General features: G+C 38.4%; 20 protein-coding genes and 1 pseudogene. 15 read left to right on the top strand and 6 right to left on the bottom strand.

Translation table 11 applies throughout. The annotated features are described in order from the left end of the window. Window positions 1–192 precede the first annotated feature (192 nt). Window positions 193–2,814 (bottom strand): hypothetical protein, encoded by a 2,622-nt coding sequence (locus E7Z78_RS07945; RefSeq protein WP_303724620.1) that lies wholly within the window; start codon window positions 2,812–2,814, stop codon window positions 193–195. A 418-nt stretch (window positions 2,815–3,232) separates the two neighbouring features. Here E7Z78_RS07945 and E7Z78_RS07940 point away from each other — a divergent pair, with 418 nt between their 5' ends. From E7Z78_RS07940 to E7Z78_RS07925, 4 genes are all read left to right on the top strand, one after another. Further along, window positions 3,233–3,388, top strand: coding sequence for a hypothetical protein (locus tag E7Z78_RS07940; RefSeq protein ID WP_303724619.1), 156 nt, complete (start codon window positions 3,233–3,235; stop codon window positions 3,386–3,388). 353 nt (window positions 3,389–3,741) lie between these two features. Beyond that, complete coding sequence (locus E7Z78_RS07935; protein WP_303724618.1) at window positions 3,742–4,803, top strand: phosphatidylglycerophosphatase; 1,062 nt, start codon at window positions 3,742–3,744, stop codon at window positions 4,801–4,803. A 38-nt stretch (window positions 4,804–4,841) separates the two neighbouring features. Further along, window positions 4,842–5,624, top strand: coding sequence for an adenosylcobinamide-GDP ribazoletransferase (gene cobS, locus E7Z78_RS07930; RefSeq protein ID WP_303724617.1), 783 nt, complete (start codon window positions 4,842–4,844; stop codon window positions 5,622–5,624). Window positions 5,625–5,848: 224 nt separating this feature from the next. After that, window positions 5,849–6,388, top strand: coding sequence for a tRNA (cytidine(56)-2'-O)-methyltransferase (locus tag E7Z78_RS07925; protein ID WP_303724616.1), 540 nt, complete (start codon window positions 5,849–5,851; stop codon window positions 6,386–6,388). Here E7Z78_RS07925 and E7Z78_RS07920 read toward each other — a convergent pair. Continuing rightward, window positions 6,385–7,479, bottom strand: a complete 1,095-nt coding sequence (locus E7Z78_RS07920; protein ID WP_303724615.1) for a DUF763 domain-containing protein — start codon at window positions 7,477–7,479, stop codon at window positions 6,385–6,387. The two genes, E7Z78_RS07925 and E7Z78_RS07920, sit on opposite strands and share 4 nt — an antisense overlap. Window positions 7,480–7,676: 197 nt before the next feature. On the opposite strand from E7Z78_RS07920, the gene E7Z78_RS07915 reads away from it, so the two are divergent. Together E7Z78_RS07915 and E7Z78_RS07910 are read left to right on the top strand one after the other, a co-directional pair. After that, the gene (locus E7Z78_RS07915; RefSeq protein WP_303724614.1) at window positions 7,677–8,414 is read left to right on the top strand and encodes a peptidylprolyl isomerase; all 738 of its coding nucleotides are present in this window, start codon (window positions 7,677–7,679) and stop codon (window positions 8,412–8,414) included. A 79-nt stretch (window positions 8,415–8,493) separates the two neighbouring features. Beyond that, window positions 8,494–9,066, top strand: coding sequence for a sugar O-acetyltransferase (locus E7Z78_RS07910; protein ID WP_303724612.1), 573 nt, complete (start codon window positions 8,494–8,496; stop codon window positions 9,064–9,066). Here the strand turns inward: E7Z78_RS07910 and E7Z78_RS07905 are convergent. Then, window positions 9,063–9,554: a fumarate hydratase C-terminal domain-containing protein gene (locus E7Z78_RS07905; RefSeq protein ID WP_303724611.1), complete on the bottom strand. Its 492-nt coding sequence runs from the start codon at window positions 9,552–9,554 to the stop codon at window positions 9,063–9,065. The genes E7Z78_RS07910 and E7Z78_RS07905 overlap by 4 nt on opposite strands. Window positions 9,555–9,689: 135 nt before the next feature. On the opposite strand from E7Z78_RS07905, the pseudogene E7Z78_RS07900 reads away from it, so the two are divergent. The 5 genes and pseudogenes from E7Z78_RS07900 to sucC form a co-directional block, all read left to right on the top strand. Continuing rightward, window positions 9,690–9,881, top strand: a pseudogene (locus tag E7Z78_RS07900) (ferredoxin family protein); the annotation flags it as partial. Between the two features lie 84 nt (window positions 9,882–9,965). After that, window positions 9,966–11,096 (top strand): 2-oxoacid:acceptor oxidoreductase subunit alpha, encoded by a 1,131-nt coding sequence (locus E7Z78_RS07895; RefSeq protein WP_303724609.1) that lies wholly within the window; start codon window positions 9,966–9,968, stop codon window positions 11,094–11,096. Window position 11,097: 1 nt separating this feature from the next. After that, window positions 11,098–11,961 (top strand): 2-oxoacid:ferredoxin oxidoreductase subunit beta, encoded by an 864-nt coding sequence (locus E7Z78_RS07890; protein ID WP_303724608.1) that lies wholly within the window; start codon window positions 11,098–11,100, stop codon window positions 11,959–11,961. Between the two features lie 9 nt (window positions 11,962–11,970). Beyond that, window positions 11,971–12,519 (top strand): 2-oxoacid:ferredoxin oxidoreductase subunit gamma, encoded by a 549-nt coding sequence (locus E7Z78_RS07885; RefSeq protein ID WP_303724607.1) that lies wholly within the window; start codon window positions 11,971–11,973, stop codon window positions 12,517–12,519. A 10-nt stretch (window positions 12,520–12,529) separates the two neighbouring features. Continuing rightward, entirely contained in the window at window positions 12,530–13,648 is a 1,119-nt protein-coding gene (sucC, locus tag E7Z78_RS07880; RefSeq protein ID WP_303724606.1) for an ADP-forming succinate--CoA ligase subunit beta, read from the top strand. A gap of 86 nt (window positions 13,649–13,734) precedes the next feature. Here sucC and twy1 read toward each other — a convergent pair whose 3' ends face one another. Next, window positions 13,735–14,652 carry a 4-demethylwyosine synthase TYW1 gene (twy1, locus tag E7Z78_RS07875; RefSeq protein WP_303724605.1) on the bottom strand — a complete coding sequence of 306 codons (918 nt, stop codon included), beginning with the start codon at window positions 14,650–14,652 and terminating at the stop codon, window positions 13,735–13,737. A 132-nt stretch (window positions 14,653–14,784) separates the two neighbouring features. Here twy1 and E7Z78_RS07870 point away from each other — a divergent pair, with 132 nt between their 5' ends. The 4 genes from E7Z78_RS07870 to E7Z78_RS07855 are packed head-to-tail and all read left to right on the top strand — an operon-like array spanning window position 14,785 to window position 18,477. Beyond that, complete coding sequence (locus tag E7Z78_RS07870) at window positions 14,785–15,651, top strand: hypothetical protein (protein WP_303724604.1); 867 nt, start codon at window positions 14,785–14,787, stop codon at window positions 15,649–15,651. A 4-nt stretch (window positions 15,652–15,655) separates the two neighbouring features. Then, window positions 15,656–16,534, top strand: coding sequence for a site-specific DNA-methyltransferase (locus E7Z78_RS07865; protein ID WP_303724603.1), 879 nt, complete (start codon window positions 15,656–15,658; stop codon window positions 16,532–16,534). 47 nt (window positions 16,535–16,581) lie between these two features. Further along, entirely contained in the window at window positions 16,582–17,250 is a 669-nt protein-coding gene (gene tpiA / locus E7Z78_RS07860; protein ID WP_303724602.1) for a triose-phosphate isomerase, read from the top strand. A gap of 9 nt (window positions 17,251–17,259) precedes the next feature. After that, on the top strand, window positions 17,260–18,477 hold the full coding sequence (locus tag E7Z78_RS07855) for a phosphoglycerate kinase (protein ID WP_303724601.1): 1,218 nt from the start codon (window positions 17,260–17,262) through the stop codon (window positions 18,475–18,477). Here E7Z78_RS07855 and thiE read toward each other — a convergent pair. Together thiE and thiM are read right to left on the bottom strand one after the other, a co-directional pair. Beyond that, window positions 18,474–19,094, bottom strand: a complete 621-nt coding sequence (gene thiE, locus E7Z78_RS07850) for a thiamine phosphate synthase (RefSeq protein ID WP_303724600.1) — start codon at window positions 19,092–19,094, stop codon at window positions 18,474–18,476. The genes E7Z78_RS07855 and thiE overlap by 4 nt on opposite strands. Then, window positions 19,091–19,957 (bottom strand): hydroxyethylthiazole kinase, encoded by an 867-nt coding sequence (gene thiM, locus E7Z78_RS07845; RefSeq protein WP_303724599.1) that lies wholly within the window; start codon window positions 19,955–19,957, stop codon window positions 19,091–19,093. The genes thiE and thiM overlap by 4 nt, the downstream gene beginning before the upstream one ends. Window positions 19,958–20,007: the final 50 nt, after the last annotated feature.

Below are 20,007 nucleotides of genomic sequence, written 5' to 3'. Positions count from 1 at the left end.
ATGAATAAAAATCTATCAATAAATATATTTATACATAACTATACCAGAGACATGAAGGGCAGATAAACTGATATTTATATACCTATTGACTTTACATTACCCAATGGATAATGAAATCATAATTTATAATTCTATCGATGACTTTAAAAAAAGAAGAAATTGTCAAAAAGGAGTAACTACTCCTATTGACATTTATTTAACTTTAATTTTAAATGTAACGGTTTTAAAGGCAGATGCCTTATAGTTAGCATTACCTTTCGCTTTGATTTTAACTTTCACTTTATAAGTTCCTTTCTTAAGGCCTTTTTTAATAGTGACTTTACCAGTCTTTTTGTTGATGGAGATTTTCTTGTTACCTTTAACTTTCTTGTAGGTTAAGGTTCCCTGACCCTTTTTGGTGAACTTGACTACTTTGGTCACCTTAAGTTTCTGTGCTTTCTTTTTAAGTTTTGAAAACTTGACCTTAGCTGTTTTGGCTTTAACTTTCAAAGGATTGGCGGCCTTGTTGATTTTGAAGGTAACTTTTGCTGTTCCTGTGTATGCACCGATTCCAGTAACTGTAACGGTATATGTTCCTGCATTTTTAGGTGAAGCAGTAGACCATTGAAGAGTATAGTCAACACCCTCTTTTAAAACAGCACCATTTGTTAATGTGACTGTTGGTTTTTGGACTTTGGCATTATATGTGAAAGTGTTTTTGGACAATACCACTTTAACATTAGATATGTTTATTGTTTCACTTGCATATTCTGCAATTACAGTTACATTCACTATCCATTTTGTTCCATAGTCTCCTCCAACTTCAAGATAGGACCATTCACCTATGTCTATCCAAGTGTATATTCTATTATCATACCTACTATTAGCTTTAGCAGATACATTTTGAGTTTTAACTGTGATCTGTTTGTCTCCTGCCTGTGCTTGAGCGAGACTTAAAAGTTGATTCATGATTTCAGTTGCATTTGAACTGTAATTGCCGGGATTTGTCATTGATGATTTGATTAAATCACTTGTAATGTTTCTTTTAAATACCTCTCCGGTAGCAATATCAGTCAATATCAGTTCACCATAAATTCTTGTATCACTTGAATCGACTGAAACATCAATAATTTTACCTGATGATGATTGAGTTACCACAACAAGGAACTCTTTTGCATAGAATAAATCATTATACCCTTCGCCATCATATGATACTGAAATAACATGAGTGCCTTTTGTTAAATCTGAAAATGTATGTTCCACAGTACCGTTAACCAATGAATATACAGCCACATGTTCCATATCAACATAAAAGTCAAACCATCCCTCTTTAGGACCAGTTACTGTAACGGTTACTGGAGTGCCCTCAATAATCTTAGTGGAGGATATGCTTGATGTGAAGTTTTGTGAGTTTTCAATGGCTTCAACTCCAAAGAAACCGGCATCGCTTTTACCGTCAATGGTATAAATGTTATAGTCATAAATGGTATAGTTCATATAGAATAAATGAACCCCTGGTGTTAATGCAGGCAATGGAACCTCACTTGCTGAAGAGCTGATTGCATAAGATGATATTAATGAACCTATCTCGGCCCTATCATCCTCCTCATTGTAAACTGCATTATACAGAATGACATTGCCCGTAAAGTTACCCGGTGCATTAAATACAATGTATGACACTTCACCGGCAGGCACATTATAAGGTATGGTGAAATACGGTTCGAATACAAATGTGACTGTTGATTCCTTAGTGAAGTTATTGTATGTTACCTTGACTGTGTGGTTGCCCAGGAAATCCTTATCGAATACATCCAATCCATCCAAATCATAATGACGAATGAACAGATAATCCCGTGTTCCATCGAATTGTTTTTCATAATATTTTTTGCCGTCGATGGAAACTGTGACGGTACCATTCACTGAATTATCATCACTAATGTAAGCTAAAGGCGCAATCTGTTCCTTTATAATCATTGAATATATGCTTATGTAGGGTTCCTGACTGTTAGAAATATCGTAGTATGCATTAAAGTCTGCAAGAGTGAATTCTTCACCTTCAGTGGTGTTGAATATTACTGCAATATGATAAGGGGAATCTTCACCGTCGATTTCAAGATCTTCGCTTGTTATTCCAATATAATCATCATCAAAATCTGTGACATGAACAGTGAGATTATACACTTTCCTGTTGTCAACGAAAATGATTAAATTTCCATCAGCCGGGGAATCATATAAATCGAAAACGTCATATGACAAATCATCAATTGGGTCGTATGCATCACTTTCCAGGTAATCAAAGTCAAAGTCCTCTGTCATGATTGTCTGGCTTACGTTGATTGTTCCGTTCAACAGATTGATTTCATGGTATATCTCGCCATCGTCAGTATAGCTAAAATAGACATATATTGAATATGTTCCGGTTTTCTCAATCCACAAATCATCTAAAGTAATCGGTGAGTCATCCAGATTAAAGACATAACGTTCATCTGTTTTATTAACTCCAACCAATATCTCCCCATAAGCACCATCAGGTGCATCAAAAGTGATGGCGGCTGCATCCTCATACCTTAAATCCATGGATTCGTTTATCTCAACATTAAAGTCGCTTGCCTCATATGACAACACATCATCTGCATCGCCACCGGCAATACTTTCCCCTGAAGGATCTTCCGCCAAATCCTCCTGAGCATCTTCAACTGTTAATGCATCATCCAGACTTTGAGACAACTCCTCCCCATCATCAGACATTGCCATATCTTCAGAAGCACTAACAGCACTTACTGTTAAAATTGCCAGCAACAGAAATGTCACAAGCATTATCTTTTTGTATTTCATTTTAATACCCCTAATTGAAATTACCTCTTTTAATCAAAAGAGATATGTATATACATATAGAAGATATTGTATTTAAATTAAAGACTTTTAAACCACTTATAATTAAAAATAAGTGTAAAAAATAAGTTTCAAATGGCATAAATACTTTACAAAGGGAATATAATTTATACATTAAAAATAATTCAATTAATCGCAAAACAATCATGAAAAATAATTGGGATGCCAATTACTATGAACATAATAATCAATTAATTTTGAAATTATTAAACTTTAAACAAATAAACTGATATTTCTATAACTAATTATTTCAACCAATTATCTAATTTTTTCATTTGGAATAACTTTGGAATAACTTTGGAATAGATTTGGAATAAGTTTGGAAGATTGATTTAAATAGCTCAAAACTATAATATTAGCTATGGACGTTTTAGATATTGCAACTTTAAAAAAGATAATTGAAAAAGTGCCGGAAGATTATGAAATTGAATTTGATGGTCGAGATAGTACTCACAAAATTTCAGACAAAATTGAAATTGATGTGGGTGAGAAAAAATTAATTCTTAAAATCTACTGACTTGTGTATTTTGGTTCTTAATTTCAATTATATATAATATTATATTACATATTATTAATTGGCACAAAAAGGAAAAGGTTCGATCTGTGGAGGGTGCAATTACCTCCACATTTTTTATGATTTTTATTCTTTTTTATGGTTTGTTTGTATTCATGGTTTTTTGAACTGTTATTTTATTTGCATTGTTCTTTTTTGTGCCTTCTTGTTATTTTTTGTACACTAATTTTGTTCGTTTGATTGTATACGAACTAAAAAAAATTTATTAATCAGGATTCTCATATATTATCTTGTATTAGGTTGAAGAGAGTTAAAGTAACTATGTGTTTTATAGTATAATTAATATATATTATCACATGAAATTGAACATCATAGAAAAGGATTATGGGATTTGCATTAACAATCCCCACCATTTTTTGGCATTCAGCGATTTTACAGTAAGCGATGGCATTGACATTGTTGAAAATGTCAATATAGTGATTGCAAAGGATGAATTCAAGCCAACTGCAAAAAAGGCAGAAACATTCAATAAATCAGAAGGATCATACATTGCCCAAGGAACCGATTCGCTGGATTATTTCACAAACACATATGATGATTTGAGCATATTCACATTCATGGCCAATGACATTGTCATTGAAGATTTCACAGACAAACTGCAGGTTGCAAACTCTCTGAAAGGCTTTGGCGATGCAAGAGTCAACATAAGTCATGTAATCTACATTGACAGGACAATCTCACCAAAAGACTTGCTTAAGGTATTTAAACTGGTTTCCAGTGCAAAAGCCAGAACACTGGCCAATATGCAACTGCCAGTTCATATTCAATACATTCTAAACACTAATGACTTTCTAGCAGTCCTGTGCAATATTCCCCAAACCGATGGGGAGTCTCTAGACATCAACAATGCCTCATATGATGGCATTGACTTTGAGGAATTGAAAATCAGAATCAACGATGCCGTTGAGATAAGCATAGAGGATGCCTTCAGCCACATTAAACTGACATCAGGTATTCTTGATTATCTCGTGTCTGAGGGAATACTTATTGGTGATTTGGTTGAAGCCGGTTTGGACCTTTTTGAAGAGGAAACAGCTGAAACCTTAAAGGATAAAATGGAAGCGCAAATCCTTGAGGCACTGGCAGATCCTAATGTCATAGCCTTGATGGACTCTGCAATGAGGGCCGAACAGGACATCTCATCCAACAGGATTCGTGAAGTTGAATTGGGAAATGATTTTAATGCAGGTAATGTTTTAGGATTAGCCATAGCCAACCAGATTGCCGGAACCGAAGGAATCTTTAACTTTAACAGATACATTGAAGCAAAACCAGGAATCATTTGGGGATTGCCCCCAATTCTTGACAGTGCATTTGCAGGTCTGATTGCAGGTTGCATTTCCAAAATAAAAATATAATAATCATAATTTATAGAAAAAATATGTGAGGAATAAACATGGAAGATGATAGCTACTTTGAAGATGAGGAATTCTCACCCGTAAGGTCCCTTTTAGGGCTTCTGACATTTTCAACAATACTGCCGATTAACGTTTTCACATCAATTGAATACATGACCAAACTGACATGGTGCTGGCCATTCCTGCATCTATTCATTGGTATTCTGGCAGCAATCTGTGGCTATGTGTCCTTGGAATTCCTGCACTTGAACTCATTTTTTACAGCAGCAATTGTATATGCATTTTTAATGATAATAACCGGTTACAATCACTTGGATGGTGTAATGGACATGGCCGATGGAGTCATGGTTCATGGAGAGCCTGAACGCAAGATTCGTGTCATGAAGGATTCCAGTGTAGGTGCCGGTGGAGTCGCAACACTGTTTTTGGTTGCAAGCCTTACAATTGCCGGAATTTACAATATATTGGATTATCGTTTCATATTAGGCATTATCATTTGTGAAATGACTGCAAAAACATCATTGATTACAACAGCATTACTATCAAAACCCCTGACACCGGGAATAGGAAGTTATTTCATCAATGAAACCAATCCGGCCAATTATTTCGCATCCACTTTCATTGTGGCATGCATTGCCTATCTGCTTTGCGGTCTTGTCGGACTTTGCGGAGTCATAGGTGCAATGATATCAGGTTTGATTATAGCAACAATTGCAAAACGCAATTTTGTCCTTGCCAATGGTGATGTTTTAGGAATGAGCAATGAGGTTGGACGTCTGTTTTCATTGCTGTTCATGGCAGTGGCGCTTTATTTCATATAATTATCTCAAAATCAATATTGCATTTTGCCGGTACATTCATTTATAAAGTCCAAATCTAAATCTAGTGGTGATGAGAATTGCCACTGCTAAAAATTTTTTTAAGTAACTATTCATATTAACACATATATTTGATGGTCTATGTATGCAATCACCTCCTTAGCTTTTTTTAAGTGGTTTTTCTCATCAGATTTATATATTCTGAGAGTTAATAATTAACTGATAATATGAAAGTTAATGTTTTAAGATTGGACCATAGATTAAAAAGAGATACCAGAATTACCACTCACGTTTGCCTTACTGCCCGTGCATTCGGTGCAAGCAAAATATATCTTGCAGGGGAACGCGACAATGGCCTGATGGAAAATGTAAGAGACACTGCCTCAAGATTTGGAGGCAATTTTGAAATAGAATACACTGACAGTGCCATGGGCGTTATCAACAAATGGAAAGCTGACGGAGGTAAGGTGGTTCACCTGACAATGTATGGATCTCAGGCTCATGAAATTGCTCCTGAAGTCAGGGAGGATGGTTCAGACATTTTAATCGTTGTTGGTGGAGCTAAAGTTCCAGGAAAAATCTACAAGGCTGCCGACTGGAACGTATCAGTAACAACACAGCCTCACTCAGAGGTATCATCACTAGCAGTATTCCAACACCTTCTCATGGATGGAAAGGAATTCGAATTGGAATTTGAAAATCCTGTGCTTGAAGTAATACCTACAGCACACGGAAAAACAGTTAACATTCATGACGAAAACCGTTAAGAGATAAAATCATCGAGTCTTTTAATGGCTTTCAACTTATCATCTTTTTTTATGCGCGCCTGGTCAAGTGCGTCACGTATAGTCTGTATTGAATTGTCATACACTTCCCTGTCAACGGGATATGGAAAACCGTCTTTTCCACCGTGTGTGAAACTGTACTTGACAGGATCCTTCCAGCTTGCAGGCTCACCGTAAACCAAATCCGATATCAATGCCAATGCACGTATTTTTTTAGGACCTATCCCCTGAAGCAGAATCAGCTCCTCATAGTTTTCAGGCTGTATCTCCCAGGCACGGGTCAGCACCTCAAATTCCTTGTCTGAAATGTCCATGTCAAGAACAGGGTGATGCGCAGGCATTGTGAAATCATCCAATAGTAGTTGATTGTCTTTTCTTTTGAAATATTGTCTTAAATGGGTAGGATTGTCATTAATCAAGTCAACGCTTATCTTTTGTGCTTCCTTGCTTTCCTCAGAAGGCATGTTTAAAGTATTCGGAGTCATGGTGTCGCATGAGATTCCGCTGTGGGGGTCATTCAAAAGGTCATCGACCTCACTGCCAAGCCAATGGTAACGTCTGGCATACTTGGTCTCGGTGTTCAGGCCCTGCTGGATGACTGCCCAGTCTCCCTTTTCGGTAACGAAGAAGTTATGCTGGTATAATGTGTATCCGTCCTGTATGCAGGAATTGTCGATTTTAGCAGACAATCTACTTGTCTCAACCAGCTTTTCGGTTGTTTTTGTTTTGAGATTGAACACTTCACCTGCATGTTCAATCCCTTGAGGAGTCTTTCGGGACTTTGCACCCTTTCCGCCTGTCAGATAGATTCCATGCTCTTCAGGAGAAAGTGATGCCTTTAGGGCTCCTAATGTGGTGGTGGTTGTTCCGGAGGAGTGCCAGTCAAAACCTAAAACACAAGAGAATGCCTGAAACCAGTATGGATTTGATATACGGTTTAAAAACTCTTCCAAACTGTATTCCTCTATAATAACGCTGGTCAGTGCTCCTGAGAGTTTTACCATTCTTGAGAATAGCCAGCTTGGCGGATGGCCTCCATGTAACGGTAAATTGACTGCTCCTCTTCTTTGCATGACTAATCTTATATGATTTATAAATATTAGTTATTTGCCAAGAGCATTTGGAAAGTATTATTTTATTTGCATTATCAATTATTTTTTACATCATATTTAACATATACAAAACTTTAATAAGTAATGGTTACTAAAATTATTAATGTTATATTTATTAACAAATTATTTAATCAAAATTATTAAGGAGCGTAATTTTTATGGCTATAGATAACGGAGATTTTGTAAGAGTAAATTTTACTGGTAAAATTAAAGAAACTGATGAAGTATTTGACACCACTTATGATGAAGTTGCACAAGAAGCAGGAATTTTCGAAGAAAACAAAACCTACAAAGCAATCCCAATCGTTGTAGGAGGAAACCACTTATTACCTGCTATTGAAGAAGCAATCATTGGTTTAGAAGAAGGAGAAACCAAACACATTGAAGTTGATTCCGATAACGCATTCGGACCAAGAGATCCTAAAATGATTCAATTAGTCCCTATGAAAGAATTCAAAAAACAAGGAATGACTCCTTACCCAGGTATGAAAATCCAATCTGAAGGCGCAACCGGTAAAATCTTAACCGTAAACGGTGGAAGAGTAAAAGTTGACTTCAACCACGAATTAGCAGGAAAAGACTTAATCTACGATGTTGAAATCACTGAAATCATTGCAGATGAAGAAGAAAAAATCAAAAGTATGATTGAGTTACACTACTCCAATCCTAACGTGGATGTCGACAAAACCGAAATCGACATCGTTGACGGTGTTGCAAACATCAAATTAGATGAAATGTCCAAATTCGACCAACAAACTTACATGGACATTACCTTTGCAAGATTCAGAATCGCTAAAGACATTTGGGACAACATTGACGAAATCACCAAAGTCAACTTCGTAGATTCATTTGAAAAAAATGAAGAAAGCGAAGACGAAGAAGAATCAGAAGAATAGAGTTATCCAATAACTCTTTTTAACTCTTTTTTTTAACGTAACATAATTTTAATATACTATTTTTTACTAACATCTATTCATGTTAGAATTAGATGAACTTTTAAAGATTTTCAATCAGGGCATTGAATTGGAAATGGATGAAGAAGCTGCAATGGCCTGCAATTACTATTCACAGGAAGCGCAAAAAATCACCTGTGAAATAAATTATAAATATCATGATTTTGATGAGATTCACCAACTCTTTTCAGACTTGATTGGCGAAGAGGTCAGCGAGGACTTCAGGGTCTTTCCACCATTTACAACAGACTTTGGAAAAAACATTCACTTGGGAAAAAACGTTTTCATAAACTCAGGCTGCAGGTTCCAGGACCAGGGTGGAATATACATTGGCGATAATGTCCTTATCGGCCATAATGTTGTTCTAGCCACTTTAAATCATAATGAAAATCCTGAAAAGAGAGGCAATCTGATACCTTCACCAATAAAAATAGGTAATGACGTTTGGATCGGCTCCAACGTTACAGTAACACCTGGCGTCACCATAGGTGACAACGCAATTGTAGGTGCCGGTGCGGTTGTCACAAGGGATGTCAAGGAAAACACTATTGTAGCTGGAGTTCCTGCAAAATACGTCAGGGATATCAAACTCTAGATTCTTTTCCCATCCTTTATTGCAATGATTCCTGGAATTTCGTCAACTTCAAGCTCGAACATCGCTTCCATTCCTTCATTTTCAAACAGGACACATTTCTTTTTAAGCACCTTGCTTGTAAGGAGTGCAGCTACCGGGGGAGTAATTACAAATATGGAATTGTTGTTATTCAAGGCGTTTAAAGTGTCATCGCCAAGCATGCCCTTTCCGATATGAACCTTTACTCCGGATTCGCTTAAAGGAGCGATGGTTGATTCGATTTCCACCTTGCTGCTGGTTGTGGGTGCAATCCCTGCATCGCTGAATGCAGTATGCATTATTGCAGTGCCGTTCAAATCAAAGGGAACCTCGTCCCTTTCGATTAACTCAACCAGTTGTGGCAGTGCGGCATCGCGTCCGGTGTAGATGGTTCCGCTTATTGTGATTTTATCCCCAACGCTCAACCCTGCCAAATCATCATCGCTAATTGGTGTTTGCAAATTTCTCATGTTCATTATTTTGTCCTTAATTTTTAATAAATTTTTTAATTTGTCACGATTTCGCATAAGATATTTAAATGTTTATTAACATAAATAATATACATTCTAGATTTATTTATCATAGAATTATGAGGAGATTTTAAATTGATTATTATTGATGAAGAACTATGTAAAGGATGTCATCTTTGCCTATTCATGTGTTACAAGAATGTATATGCAATATCTCCTGATGTCAACAAGAAAGGAGTTCAATTACCGTACGTCAAGTTTGAAGAACGCTGTACTAAATGCGGTACTTGTGAAGTTGCATGTCCTGACCAGGCAATAACTGTTGATTTGCCTGAAAACTGGTGGATGGAAGATGGCAACGAGATGAATTTTAATCCTTATTTCACAAAGGGGAAAAAGTAGGTGTATAAAATGGCTGAAGAATTTTTTATTCAAGGAAATGAAGCATGCGCTAAAGGAGCATTAACTGCAGGTTGTAGATTCTTTGCAGGATACCCTATTACTCCATCAACTGAAGTTGCAGAAACTTTAGCTCGTGATTTACCTAAAGTTGGAGGTTCATTTGTTCAGATGGAAGATGAAATCGCATCTGCCGGAGCCATCATTGGAGCTTCCTGGGGAGGAGCAAAATCAATGACAGCAACATCCGGTCCTGGAATCTCATTGATGCAGGAAAACATCGGTTATGCGTTCATGAGCGAAACTCCAATCGTCATAGTAAATGTTCAAAGAGGTTCACCGTCAACCGCTCAACCTACAATGGCCGCACAAGGTGATATGATGCAGGCACGTTGGGGATCACACGGAGACTACGAACCGATAGCCTTATCCCCATCAAGCGTTCAGGAATTTTTCGATTTCACAATCAAGGCATTCAACCTGGCTGAAGAGTACAGATGTCCAGTCTTCGTTATGGCCGATGAGGTCATAGGACACATGAGGGAAAAGATTGTTGTTGAAGACGACATTGAAATCGTTCCAAGAAAAAGACCTGAAAAAACTGATGATTACCTTCCGTTTGAAAACATTGAAAACGGAACAACTCCAATGCCGGCATTCGGTGACGGATTCAACATACACGTAACCGGACTTACCCACGATGAAAGAGGATATCCGGATACAAACAATCCTGAAACCCATGATAAGCTCGTTCAAAGAATTTGCGATAAGGTACTTAACAACAGGGATAAGATCTGCTCAATTAGAAGTGAAGAATGTGAAGATGCAGATGTCATAATCGTATCTTATGGAGCTCCTGTAAGGTCAGCCATTGAAGCTGTCAGGAAAGCAAGAGCAAACAATCAAAAAGTGGGCTATGTTAAAATCGACACTCCATGGCCTTTCCCAGACGAGCAATTGAAAGAGGCAACAAAAAACGCAAAGGACGTCATTGTTGTTGAAATGAATTTAGGTCAAATGTACTATGAAGTTGACCGTGTGCTCAAAAGAGACACTAACGTTCACTTGATGGGAGTCATCGGCGGATTGCTGCCAACTCCTGATGAGATACTAGAAGAAATTGAAAGAATTGGAGGTAACTAAAATGTCACAACAAAAGCAAAACAGATTTCTCCCATACTTAAGGGAAGATAGATTACCTCATATTTTCTGTCCTGGATGTGGAAACGGAGCAATCATCAACGCATTCCTTGTTGCAATGGAAAAGGCTGAAATGGATTTCGACAACATTGCAATGGTTTCCGGAATCGGATGCTCATCAAGAATTCCAGGTTATCTCAAATGCGATTCCCTTCACACAACTCACGGAAGAGCATTAAGCTTTGCAACAGGTTTGAAAACCGCAAATAAAGATTTGGATGTTGTTGTTTTCACTGGTGATGGTGACGCTGCATCAATTGGTGGTAACCACTTGATACATGCAGCAAGAAGAAACATCAACTTAACCGTAATCTGTATCAATAATAATATTTATGGTATGACTGGTGGTCAAATCAGTCCAACTTCTCCTAAAGGCAGTTTCGGAACAACTGCACCATACGGTAATCAGGACACTCCATTCAAACTCGCTGAACTTGTTGCAGCAGCAGGTGCAACATACTCCGCAAGATGGACAACCGTACAGATGGAAAACCTCGTGTTAGCCATTAAGGACGGATTGAAAAACCCTGGTTTTTCATTCATCGAAGTTGCAACCCAATGCCCAACATATTATGGCCGTAAAAACAAGCTCAAAACCCCTACAGCAATGGCTGCAGTGATGAAAGCAAACACTGTATTCAAATCCGCTGCAGACAGGATGAGTGCAAAAGACTTGGAAGGCAAGATCGTTGTCGGTGAGTTTGCAAACTACACAAAAGACGAATTTACTGAAAATATTGATAAGATCAGTGTGGAAAAATCAGGCAAGAAGACTGTCATCAATTCCGCATATGAATCAGAGTTTTAGAGGGATAATATGAGAACTGAAATTAGAATTTGTGGATTCGGTGGTCAAGGAATCATTCTTGCAGGTATCATCTTAGGTAAGTCTGCAAGTCTCTTTGATAACAAGGAGGCTGTCCAAACCCAATCCTACGGTCCGGAAGCTCGTGGAGGAGCATCCAAATGTGAAGTTGTAATCAGTGATGGTGAAGTCGATTATCCTAAAGTCCAAAATCCAGATATATTGGTTGCAATGTCAAATGAGGCATTGATTAAGTATATTGTGGACTTGAAGGACAATGGAACTCTAATCGTAGATCCAGGTACAACCGATGTTGAAGATGTTCGTGAATTTATTGAAGAGCACAATATTAAAGTTTATGAGGCTCCAGCAACCCAGACTGCTACCGATGAAATCGGACTCAAGATTGTAGCAAACATTGTAATGGTTGGAGCAATTACAAAAATTACTAAAGTGATATCCAAGGAATCAGCAATGAAAGCTATTGAAGCAAGTGTGCCTGCTGGTACTGAAGAAAAGAATATCAAGGCATTTGAGGCAGGATACGCTTTAGTTGAATAAGGGTGTTATTATGAGATTTTTTGAAAATGTAGCAAAACAAATTTTTAATGATGAAGGAATTCCAATTTTAGAAGGTCACGTTGCATACTCTCCTGAAGAGGCAATGTCAGTGTGTTCTGAAATGGACATTCCAGTAGTTATCAAGGCTCAAGTTTTAACTGGTGGTAGAGGTAAAGCAGGTGGTGTAAAATTCGCAAACAACCCTGGTGAAGCCTTAAAAGTATCAGAAGAAATTTTAGGAATGGAAATTAAGGGTGAAAAGGTAAAACACTTGTTGGTTGAAGAGAAAGCTGAAATTTTAAACGAGTATTTCGTAACAGTTTCAGTAGACAGAGGTGCCAGAAGACCTGTAATCCTTGCAAGTAAGGAAGGTGGAGTGGAAATCGAAAACCTCGCTAAAACCAATCCTGAAAAAATCATCAGATATTATCCAAATCCTTTGCTTGAGTTCCTCCCATACGAGGCACGTGAAATCGCACGTAAAATGGAAGTGCCTTCAGAATTGATTTCCCCAATGGGAGACATCATCTGGAAGCTATACAATGTATTTACAAAATATGACGCAGACACTGCAGAAATCAACCCATTGGTATTGACTCCTGACGGTTTGATAGCTGCGGACGCTAAGATGGTTGTCGAAAACGATTCCCTATACAGGCATCAGGAACTTGTCGAAAGAATGCACTATAAGAAAAAAGCAGTTGACTTTGTCCAATTGGACGGTGACATTGCCGTAATCGGTAACGGTGCAGGTTTGACCCTTACCGCTATGGACATGATCAAGCTCAACGGTGGAGAACCGGCAACATTCCTTGATATCGGTGGTGGAGCATCAGAGCATATCATTAACCAGGCATTAAACATAGTTCTCAACTATGATCCTGTTAAAGTTGTTTTCCTTAACGTTTTAGGTGGTATCACTAAAGCTGATGATGTTGCTCGTGGTGTAATCAAGGCATTGGAACAGGCTGAACGCAAGGTCCACATTGTTATCAGATTGACCGGTACCAATGAGGAAGAAGGTCAAAGACTTCTTGAAGAAGCAGGAATTCCATTTGAAACATCAATGGAAAAGGCTGCTAAAAAAGCTGTTGAACTTTGCGAAGAGTTAAAAGCAGAAGGCAAATAATTTCTTTGCACATTATTTAAAAAAATCTCTTAAAGGAAATTAAGTCCATTCTCGCAATGGATTTAAATAACATTCCTTTAATGTGTTTACTCAAGTAGGACAACACGGCTTACTTGAGATTCGTTTACTATTTCTTTACCGCAATTCTCACCGATTTTTCTGGCGAATTCTTTAACCTCATCAAATGATGGCATATTGTCTAGGGTTAGTCTTTTTCTTGATGATCCGACGAACATGTATGCCTTGATTTCAACGAAATCAGGGTCTGCCTTTCTGATTAGTTTTGCATACTCTTCAGGGTTTTCCATATTTTTTCCACGAACGCAGGTGTTTCGTATGCATGTGCGTGAGTTAAAGCTGGCAAGTGTTTCAAGTGATTCGTTTAAATTCTCCCAAGCATCACTTATTCTTGGTCTGCAAACGTCTTCGAATATTTTCCTTGATGGTGCATCCAAGGAAAGGTATAGTTGGTAAGGGTCGTTTTCAAGGTTGCGCAATCTGTCCACGCACTGGCCGTTGCTGACAACGAAAGTGGTGAAGTCACGCCTGTTGAACTCACCAATCAGCTCATCGATTTTAGGATAGAGTGTCGGTTCGCCTGCAAGTGAGATTGCCGCATTGTTTGGATTTGTCATTTCCTCCAATTTTTTCTTGTTGGCATTGCTGTTTCCATAAAAACCGCATAATAGGTTGTTTTGAGCTTTAATGGCTTCGTCCACTATGGTTTTAGGGTCATCATACTCCTCATCCTCCCAGCTGGTCTGGGTGTATGTCAGGTCTCTCCAGCAGAATTCACATTCCTGTTGGCAGTTCGGAACTGCAGGAGACATTTGAAGACATCTGTGGGATTGGATGCCGTAGAACTTTTCCTTATAGCAGACTCCCTTGTCGGAAATGCTTTGACGAGTCCAATGACATGTCTTGACTGCCGCATGGCCGTGTGTTCCGACAAACCTATATCCACTTTTCTCTAATTTTTCTATTTGGTTTTTATTGAATGACATGAAATCACACTTATTTTTAGCAGTGATAGTATTTAATTTTTACACACTGAAATCAATATTGCTTTTGATTGAACAAATTTATATTATTTCCAATATAATATATTTATATGTTTAAGTTTAATATTAAAACCTATGAGATTATGGAGCAAAACACAGGAAAAGATATTCTTTGAAAAATCAAAAAATTTTGCATCATACAGCCAGCTGTTCTACCGGACGGATGACGAGAGGTATGTGGCATACTGGCCTAAGGGATATGCGGGTGCAAAGTCAACGCTTCAGGCAAGAAACTCGCTGATTGGAAACTACACGGAAAAATGGGTGAGCGACCTTCTCAACCACATGCTTGATGATAAAGATTTATACGTGATCCAGCAGGCACAGGTTCCATCAATTGGAATAACCAGAAAGTCTCCAGCCGATATTGTCATCGCCCGAAAGAACAAGAAGGTGCTGATGCCTGATGAGGTCGAGCTGATATTTGAGGTGAAGATGTCTCTTGTTTGGAACTGGGAATATGATACTGAAACATTAAGAATTCGTGAAATCGGAGATTACAGGACTCATCAGGGAAGGCCAAGCTTCACCCGTTCCGATTCGATTTTAAAAGCAATAGGCAAATGCATAGACATAAGGGTTTCAAGCTTCAACTCATCCAAAATCCCATTGATAGTCCTTGGCAATGCCCCATTGTCAAACGGTTTTTGCAAAAAGGCGGATTATCTCAAGAATGCTGGCATCATCCAGGGCTTCTGGTCGCTAAATCCATTTCCTCTCAATCATGGAAACACCCGAAAAAGAAGCCATAAAAACGGGTTTTTCAGAATGGACAATATCGATGAATTAAATATGAGTTTGAACCAATTATTTAATCAGGACTTGAATTTTTTCTCAGGGATGGAAAGTCCCCAAAGGTTGGGTGAACTTATAGAGATTGCCAACCGGGAAAAAACATATCAAGAAAAAGGATTGAAATTCATTAATCTCATAAAGAGGTAATAATTTGCAAAGAAAAACACAGACAACATCATTCGGTTCGGTTGTAAGGGAATCCCACAGTTCAAAGAAGTTTTACAGTTCAAAGCTATTTGAAGATTTCAAACTCCCCAAGAAAATCGACTACCTGGAAGAGAAAATCGATGAAAATGACTTGGACAGGCTCTACTGCAAGTCAAGCGAGGCAATGGATGAGGTGCCCGACAACAGTATCCACCTAATGGTCACATCACCCCCATACAATGTGGGTAAGGAATACGATGATGACCTGTCCCTTGACGAATACCTGGAGCTCCTGACAAGTGTGTTTTCCCAAACCCATAAAAAACTTGTGACTGGTGGAAGGGCATGCATAAACATTGCAAACATCGGAAGAAAGCCATACATCCCACTTCATGCAATGGTGACAGAGATAATGCTTGATTTGGGATTTCTCATGAGAGGAGAAATCATATGGGACAAATCCGCAAGTGCAGGAGGCTCATGCGCATGGGGAAGCTGGATGTCAGCCTCAAACCCTGTGCTTAGGGACTATCATGAATACATTCTCATATTCTCAAAGGATTCATATTCCAAAAATAAGGCTCAGGAGAAAAGGGACACAATCGGACATGACGAGTTCATCCAATGGACACAAAGTGTCTGGAGATTTCCTGCAGTCAACGCCAAAAGAATAGGTCACCCTGCACCGTTTCCGGTTGAACTGCCACACAGACTGATAAATCTTTATACATATGAGGGAGATGTTGTCCTCGACCCCTTCTGCGGCAGCGGAACAACATGCATAGCTGCAATGAACAACAATCGCCACTACATCGGATATGACATTAAAAAGGAATATATCGAACTGTCTGAAAAAAGAATAAGTAATCAAAAATTTATTTAAAGATGTTCTATAAATATTATTACTAAAAGGATATTAGTGGGATTATTATGGACACTCCAATCGTAATATTAAACTATAAAACTTATTTGGAATCAAGTGGTGCAAACGCTTTAAAGCTTGCACATGACCTGGAAAGTGCTGCCAGCGAGTCTGGAATCAAGATGGTTGCAGCTCCACAAGCAGCAGACATATATAGAATTAGTGAAGAAGCCTCCATACCTATTTTTGCTCAACATATAGATCCGATATCTCCTGGAGGACACACAGGCTCAAGCCTAATCAACACATTGATTGAGGCCGGAGTCAGCGGATCTTTAATAAACCATTCAGAAAACAGGATGAAACTGGCTGACATTGATGAAGTCGTAAAGCTATGCAGGGAAAATGAAATAGAATCCTGCGTATGCACAAACAACATTGACACTTCAAAAGCAGTAGCCACACTCGCACCGGATGCAGTTGCGGTGGAACCACCAGAACTCATCGGTACAGGAATACCAGTATCACAAGCACAGCCTGAAGTTGTTGAGGACACCGTAAAGGAAGTTAAGGCAATCAACAAGAACATTAAGGTATTATGTGGTGCAGGAATCACCACAGGCGATGATATGAAGGCAGCTATGGACCTTGGTGCTGATGGGGTATTGCTTGCATCAGGAATAATCAAGGCGGAAAGTCCAAAGGAAGCCTTGCTTGATTTGGTAAGTAAATTGTAGAGTGAGAAAATGGCTAAGGATTTTAATACAATTGATGATTTTGATGTTGAAAACAAGACAGTGCTTGTAAGAATAGATGTCAACTCCCCAGTTGATCCAGGGTCTGGAATAATCTTGGATGATACAAGACTGAAACTCCATGCACAAACAATCAAGGAGCTGTCAAACAAGGGAGCTAAAGTTGTTCTTTTAGCACATCAAAGCCGTCCCGGCAAAAAGGATTTTTCAACATTGTCACAACATGCGGAAGCATTATCTGAAATTTTAAATTTAAGAGTCAAATACATGGACTCAATATTCTCTAATGCAGCAAAAGAGGCAATAAAAGATTTGAAGCCTCATGAAATACTTTTGCTTGAAAACGTAAGGTTCTTTTCTGAGGAAACCCTTTCAAGAAGTCCACTTGAACAGTCAAAAACACATTTGGTAAGTCAATTGACTCCATTGATTGATTATTATGTCAATGATGCGTTTGCAGCAGCACACAGATCTCAAGCATCCCTTGTCGGTTTTACAGTCAACACTCCTTCCGCTGCCGGAAGAGTAATGGAAAAGGAATTGACAGTTATTCAAGATGCCCTTGACAACGTTGAACATCCATGTGTGTTCCTTCTTGGTGGAATGAAACCTGACGACTCAATTGACGTGATGGAAAATGTGTTAAGCAACGGAACCGCAGATTCAATACTGACCACAGGTATCGTTGGAAACATTGTCCTATGGGCATCAGGTGCAGACATAGGAGAAGTAAACAGAAACTTCATTGCAAGCCGTGGCTATGAGGACATGGTTGAAAAAGCAAAAGAACTCATTGACAGATTCGGAGATAAGGTTAAATATCCTATTGATGTTGCATGTGAAATCGATGGAGAACGTGTAGATATCGATTACACTGAAATTCCAAATGAAGCAATCTTCGACATCGGAGTAAAAACAATCTCATATTATGCAAAGGAAATCAGAGAAGCCAAGGCAATATTTGCAAACGGTCCTGCAGGGGTATTTGAAGACCCTAAATTTGCAATGGGAACAGAAGACCTAATCAATGCAATCGCAAAATCAGAAGGATTCTCACTCATTGGTGGAGGACACATTGCTGCAGCTACTGCAGGCTTAGGTCTTGAAGATCAAATGAGTCACTTGAGCAGTGGTGGTGGAGCTTGCATCAGCATGCTTGCTGGTAAAAAATTGGCCGCTGTTGAAGCTTTAAAAAATAGTAAAGATTAGCTATTAAAAATATTTAATAGCTCTTCTGAAGCTTTTTTAGGATTCTCTGCACTCATTATTGCACTGACAACTGATAATCCTGCAATTCCAGTGTCCTTTAATTCATGTGCATTATCGAGTGTAATTCCTCCAATTGCAACAACTGGAATGTCAATGGAATCCACAACTTCTTTTAAATCTTTTTTTGTAATTTTAGGAGCATCATCTTTTGTAGCTGTTGGGAAAACAGCACCTGTTCCAATATAATCAGCACCATCCATTTCAGCTTTTTGAGCTTCCTCGATAGTTGCTGCGGAAACACCTAAAATCTTGTCATTACCAATCAATTTTCGGGTAACGTCACATGGCATGTCTGATTGGCCAACATGAACTCCATCAGCGTCAATTGCAAGTGCAACATCCACCCTATCATTGATTATCAATGGAACATTATATTTTGTTGTTATTTCTTTAACTTTTAATGCTAAATTATAAAAGTCAAGAGTGTCTGCTGTCTTTTCTCTGATTTGGACAACGCTCACTCCGCCTTTTATGCCCTCTTCAATTGTTTCAAGGAATTTTTCCACATTGTCACTATTGTCTGTGACAAGATATAGGGATAAGTCTAGGCTGTTCATAATATCCTGATGTTTGCTTCGTTAACTAATGTTTCACTGTCTGTTTTGTAGAGATAATCAATTAAGTATGCTCTGAATGAGCCAGTGCCCTCATCTCTTTCATCCACTTTTGCCCTTGCCTTTTCACCAGCAAGATTCATTGCTAAAATTGCAACAAGGCTTCCGTCAAATGGGTTTGATCCTCCGATGCAGCTTCCAACGATTGAGCTTAACATGCATCCGCTTCCTGTGATGAGTGGCATCATGTCGTCACCGTTGTCAATTGCTATTGTGGTTTTTCCGTCACTTAATATGTCTATTGGTCCGCTGGCAAGTATGGTGGTGTCCAATTTTTCTGCAAGTTCACAGATTAAGTCTCCATTTGCCTTTAAGTTATCTTCTGTGATAATGTCATCAATGTTAACGTCAACGCCTTTTGCGGTGTTGCTTTCATCCAACACTCCTGCAAGTTGTGCAATTGCTTTGATTTCTGTGATGTTTCCCCTGATTGCTGCGATATCATAGTTGTTTATTAAATCCATTGTTGTCTTGTTTCTTAGTTCTGTTACTCCAACTCCGACAGGGTCTAAGATGATTGGTGTGTTGGTTTTGTTTGCTGTTTTTGAACTTATGTGCATTGATTCGATTTGGTTTTTGCTTAACTTTCCAATGTTGATAACAAGCACATCAGCTATTGTAACAACTTCTTCAAGTTCTTCTGCATCTTCTGCCATGAATGGTGATCCACCAATTGCAAGAACAGCGTTTGCACAATCATTGATTGTCACTGAATTTGTAATACAGTGGGTTAAAGCGTTTTTCTCTTTTATGTCCTTTAGTGTCTTTTCAATCTTTCCTAACAATGCGGTTTCACTATTTGTCATGATTGTTAATATAAATTTGTTATTATTTATATTTATTTAAAAATTCATTG

Origin of the sequence: Methanobrevibacter thaueri, from assembly GCF_015062915.1 — an archaeon.
Lineage (GTDB): Archaea > Methanobacteriota > Methanobacteria > Methanobacteriales > Methanobacteriaceae > Methanocatella > Methanocatella thaueri_B.
The sequence above is the reverse complement of the archived record's forward strand: the minus strand, read 5'-3'. Positions and strand labels throughout refer to the sequence as shown.

Coding starts and splice junctions, on each gene's coding strand:
- E7Z78_RS07925 (WP_303724616.1), top strand. CDS start 5,849: ATGAAAGTTAATGTTTTAAGATTGGACCATAGATTAAAAAGAGATACC.
- E7Z78_RS07890 (WP_303724608.1), top strand. CDS start 11,098: ATGTCACAACAAAAGCAAAACAGATTTCTCCCATACTTAAGGGAAGAT.
- sucC (WP_303724606.1), top strand. CDS start 12,530: ATGAGATTTTTTGAAAATGTAGCAAAACAAATTTTTAATGATGAAGGA.
- thiM (WP_303724599.1), bottom strand. CDS start 19,957: ATGACAAATAGTGAAACCGCATTGTTAGGAAAGATTGAAAAGACACTA.
- E7Z78_RS07855 (WP_303724601.1), top strand. CDS start 17,260: ATGGCTAAGGATTTTAATACAATTGATGATTTTGATGTTGAAAACAAG.
- cobS (WP_303724617.1), top strand. CDS start 4,842: ATGGAAGATGATAGCTACTTTGAAGATGAGGAATTCTCACCCGTAAGG.
- tpiA (WP_303724602.1), top strand. CDS start 16,582: ATGGACACTCCAATCGTAATATTAAACTATAAAACTTATTTGGAATCA.
- E7Z78_RS07870 (WP_303724604.1), top strand. CDS start 14,785: ATGAGATTATGGAGCAAAACACAGGAAAAGATATTCTTTGAAAAATCA.
- E7Z78_RS07905 (WP_303724611.1), bottom strand. CDS start 9,554: ATGAGAAATTTGCAAACACCAATTAGCGATGATGATTTGGCAGGGTTG.
- E7Z78_RS07935 (WP_303724618.1), top strand. CDS start 3,742: ATGAAATTGAACATCATAGAAAAGGATTATGGGATTTGCATTAACAAT.
- thiE (WP_303724600.1), bottom strand. CDS start 19,094: ATGAACAGCCTAGACTTATCCCTATATCTTGTCACAGACAATAGTGAC.
- E7Z78_RS07895 (WP_303724609.1), top strand. CDS start 9,966: ATGGCTGAAGAATTTTTTATTCAAGGAAATGAAGCATGCGCTAAAGGA.
- E7Z78_RS07910 (WP_303724612.1), top strand. CDS start 8,494: ATGTTAGAATTAGATGAACTTTTAAAGATTTTCAATCAGGGCATTGAA.
- E7Z78_RS07915 (WP_303724614.1), top strand. CDS start 7,677: ATGGCTATAGATAACGGAGATTTTGTAAGAGTAAATTTTACTGGTAAA.
- E7Z78_RS07920 (WP_303724615.1), bottom strand. CDS start 7,479: ATGCAAAGAAGAGGAGCAGTCAATTTACCGTTACATGGAGGCCATCCG.
- E7Z78_RS07885 (WP_303724607.1), top strand. CDS start 11,971: ATGAGAACTGAAATTAGAATTTGTGGATTCGGTGGTCAAGGAATCATT.
- E7Z78_RS07945 (WP_303724620.1), bottom strand. CDS start 2,814: ATGAAATACAAAAAGATAATGCTTGTGACATTTCTGTTGCTGGCAATT.
- twy1 (WP_303724605.1), bottom strand. CDS start 14,652: ATGTCATTCAATAAAAACCAAATAGAAAAATTAGAGAAAAGTGGATAT.
- E7Z78_RS07940 (WP_303724619.1), top strand. CDS start 3,233: ATGGACGTTTTAGATATTGCAACTTTAAAAAAGATAATTGAAAAAGTG.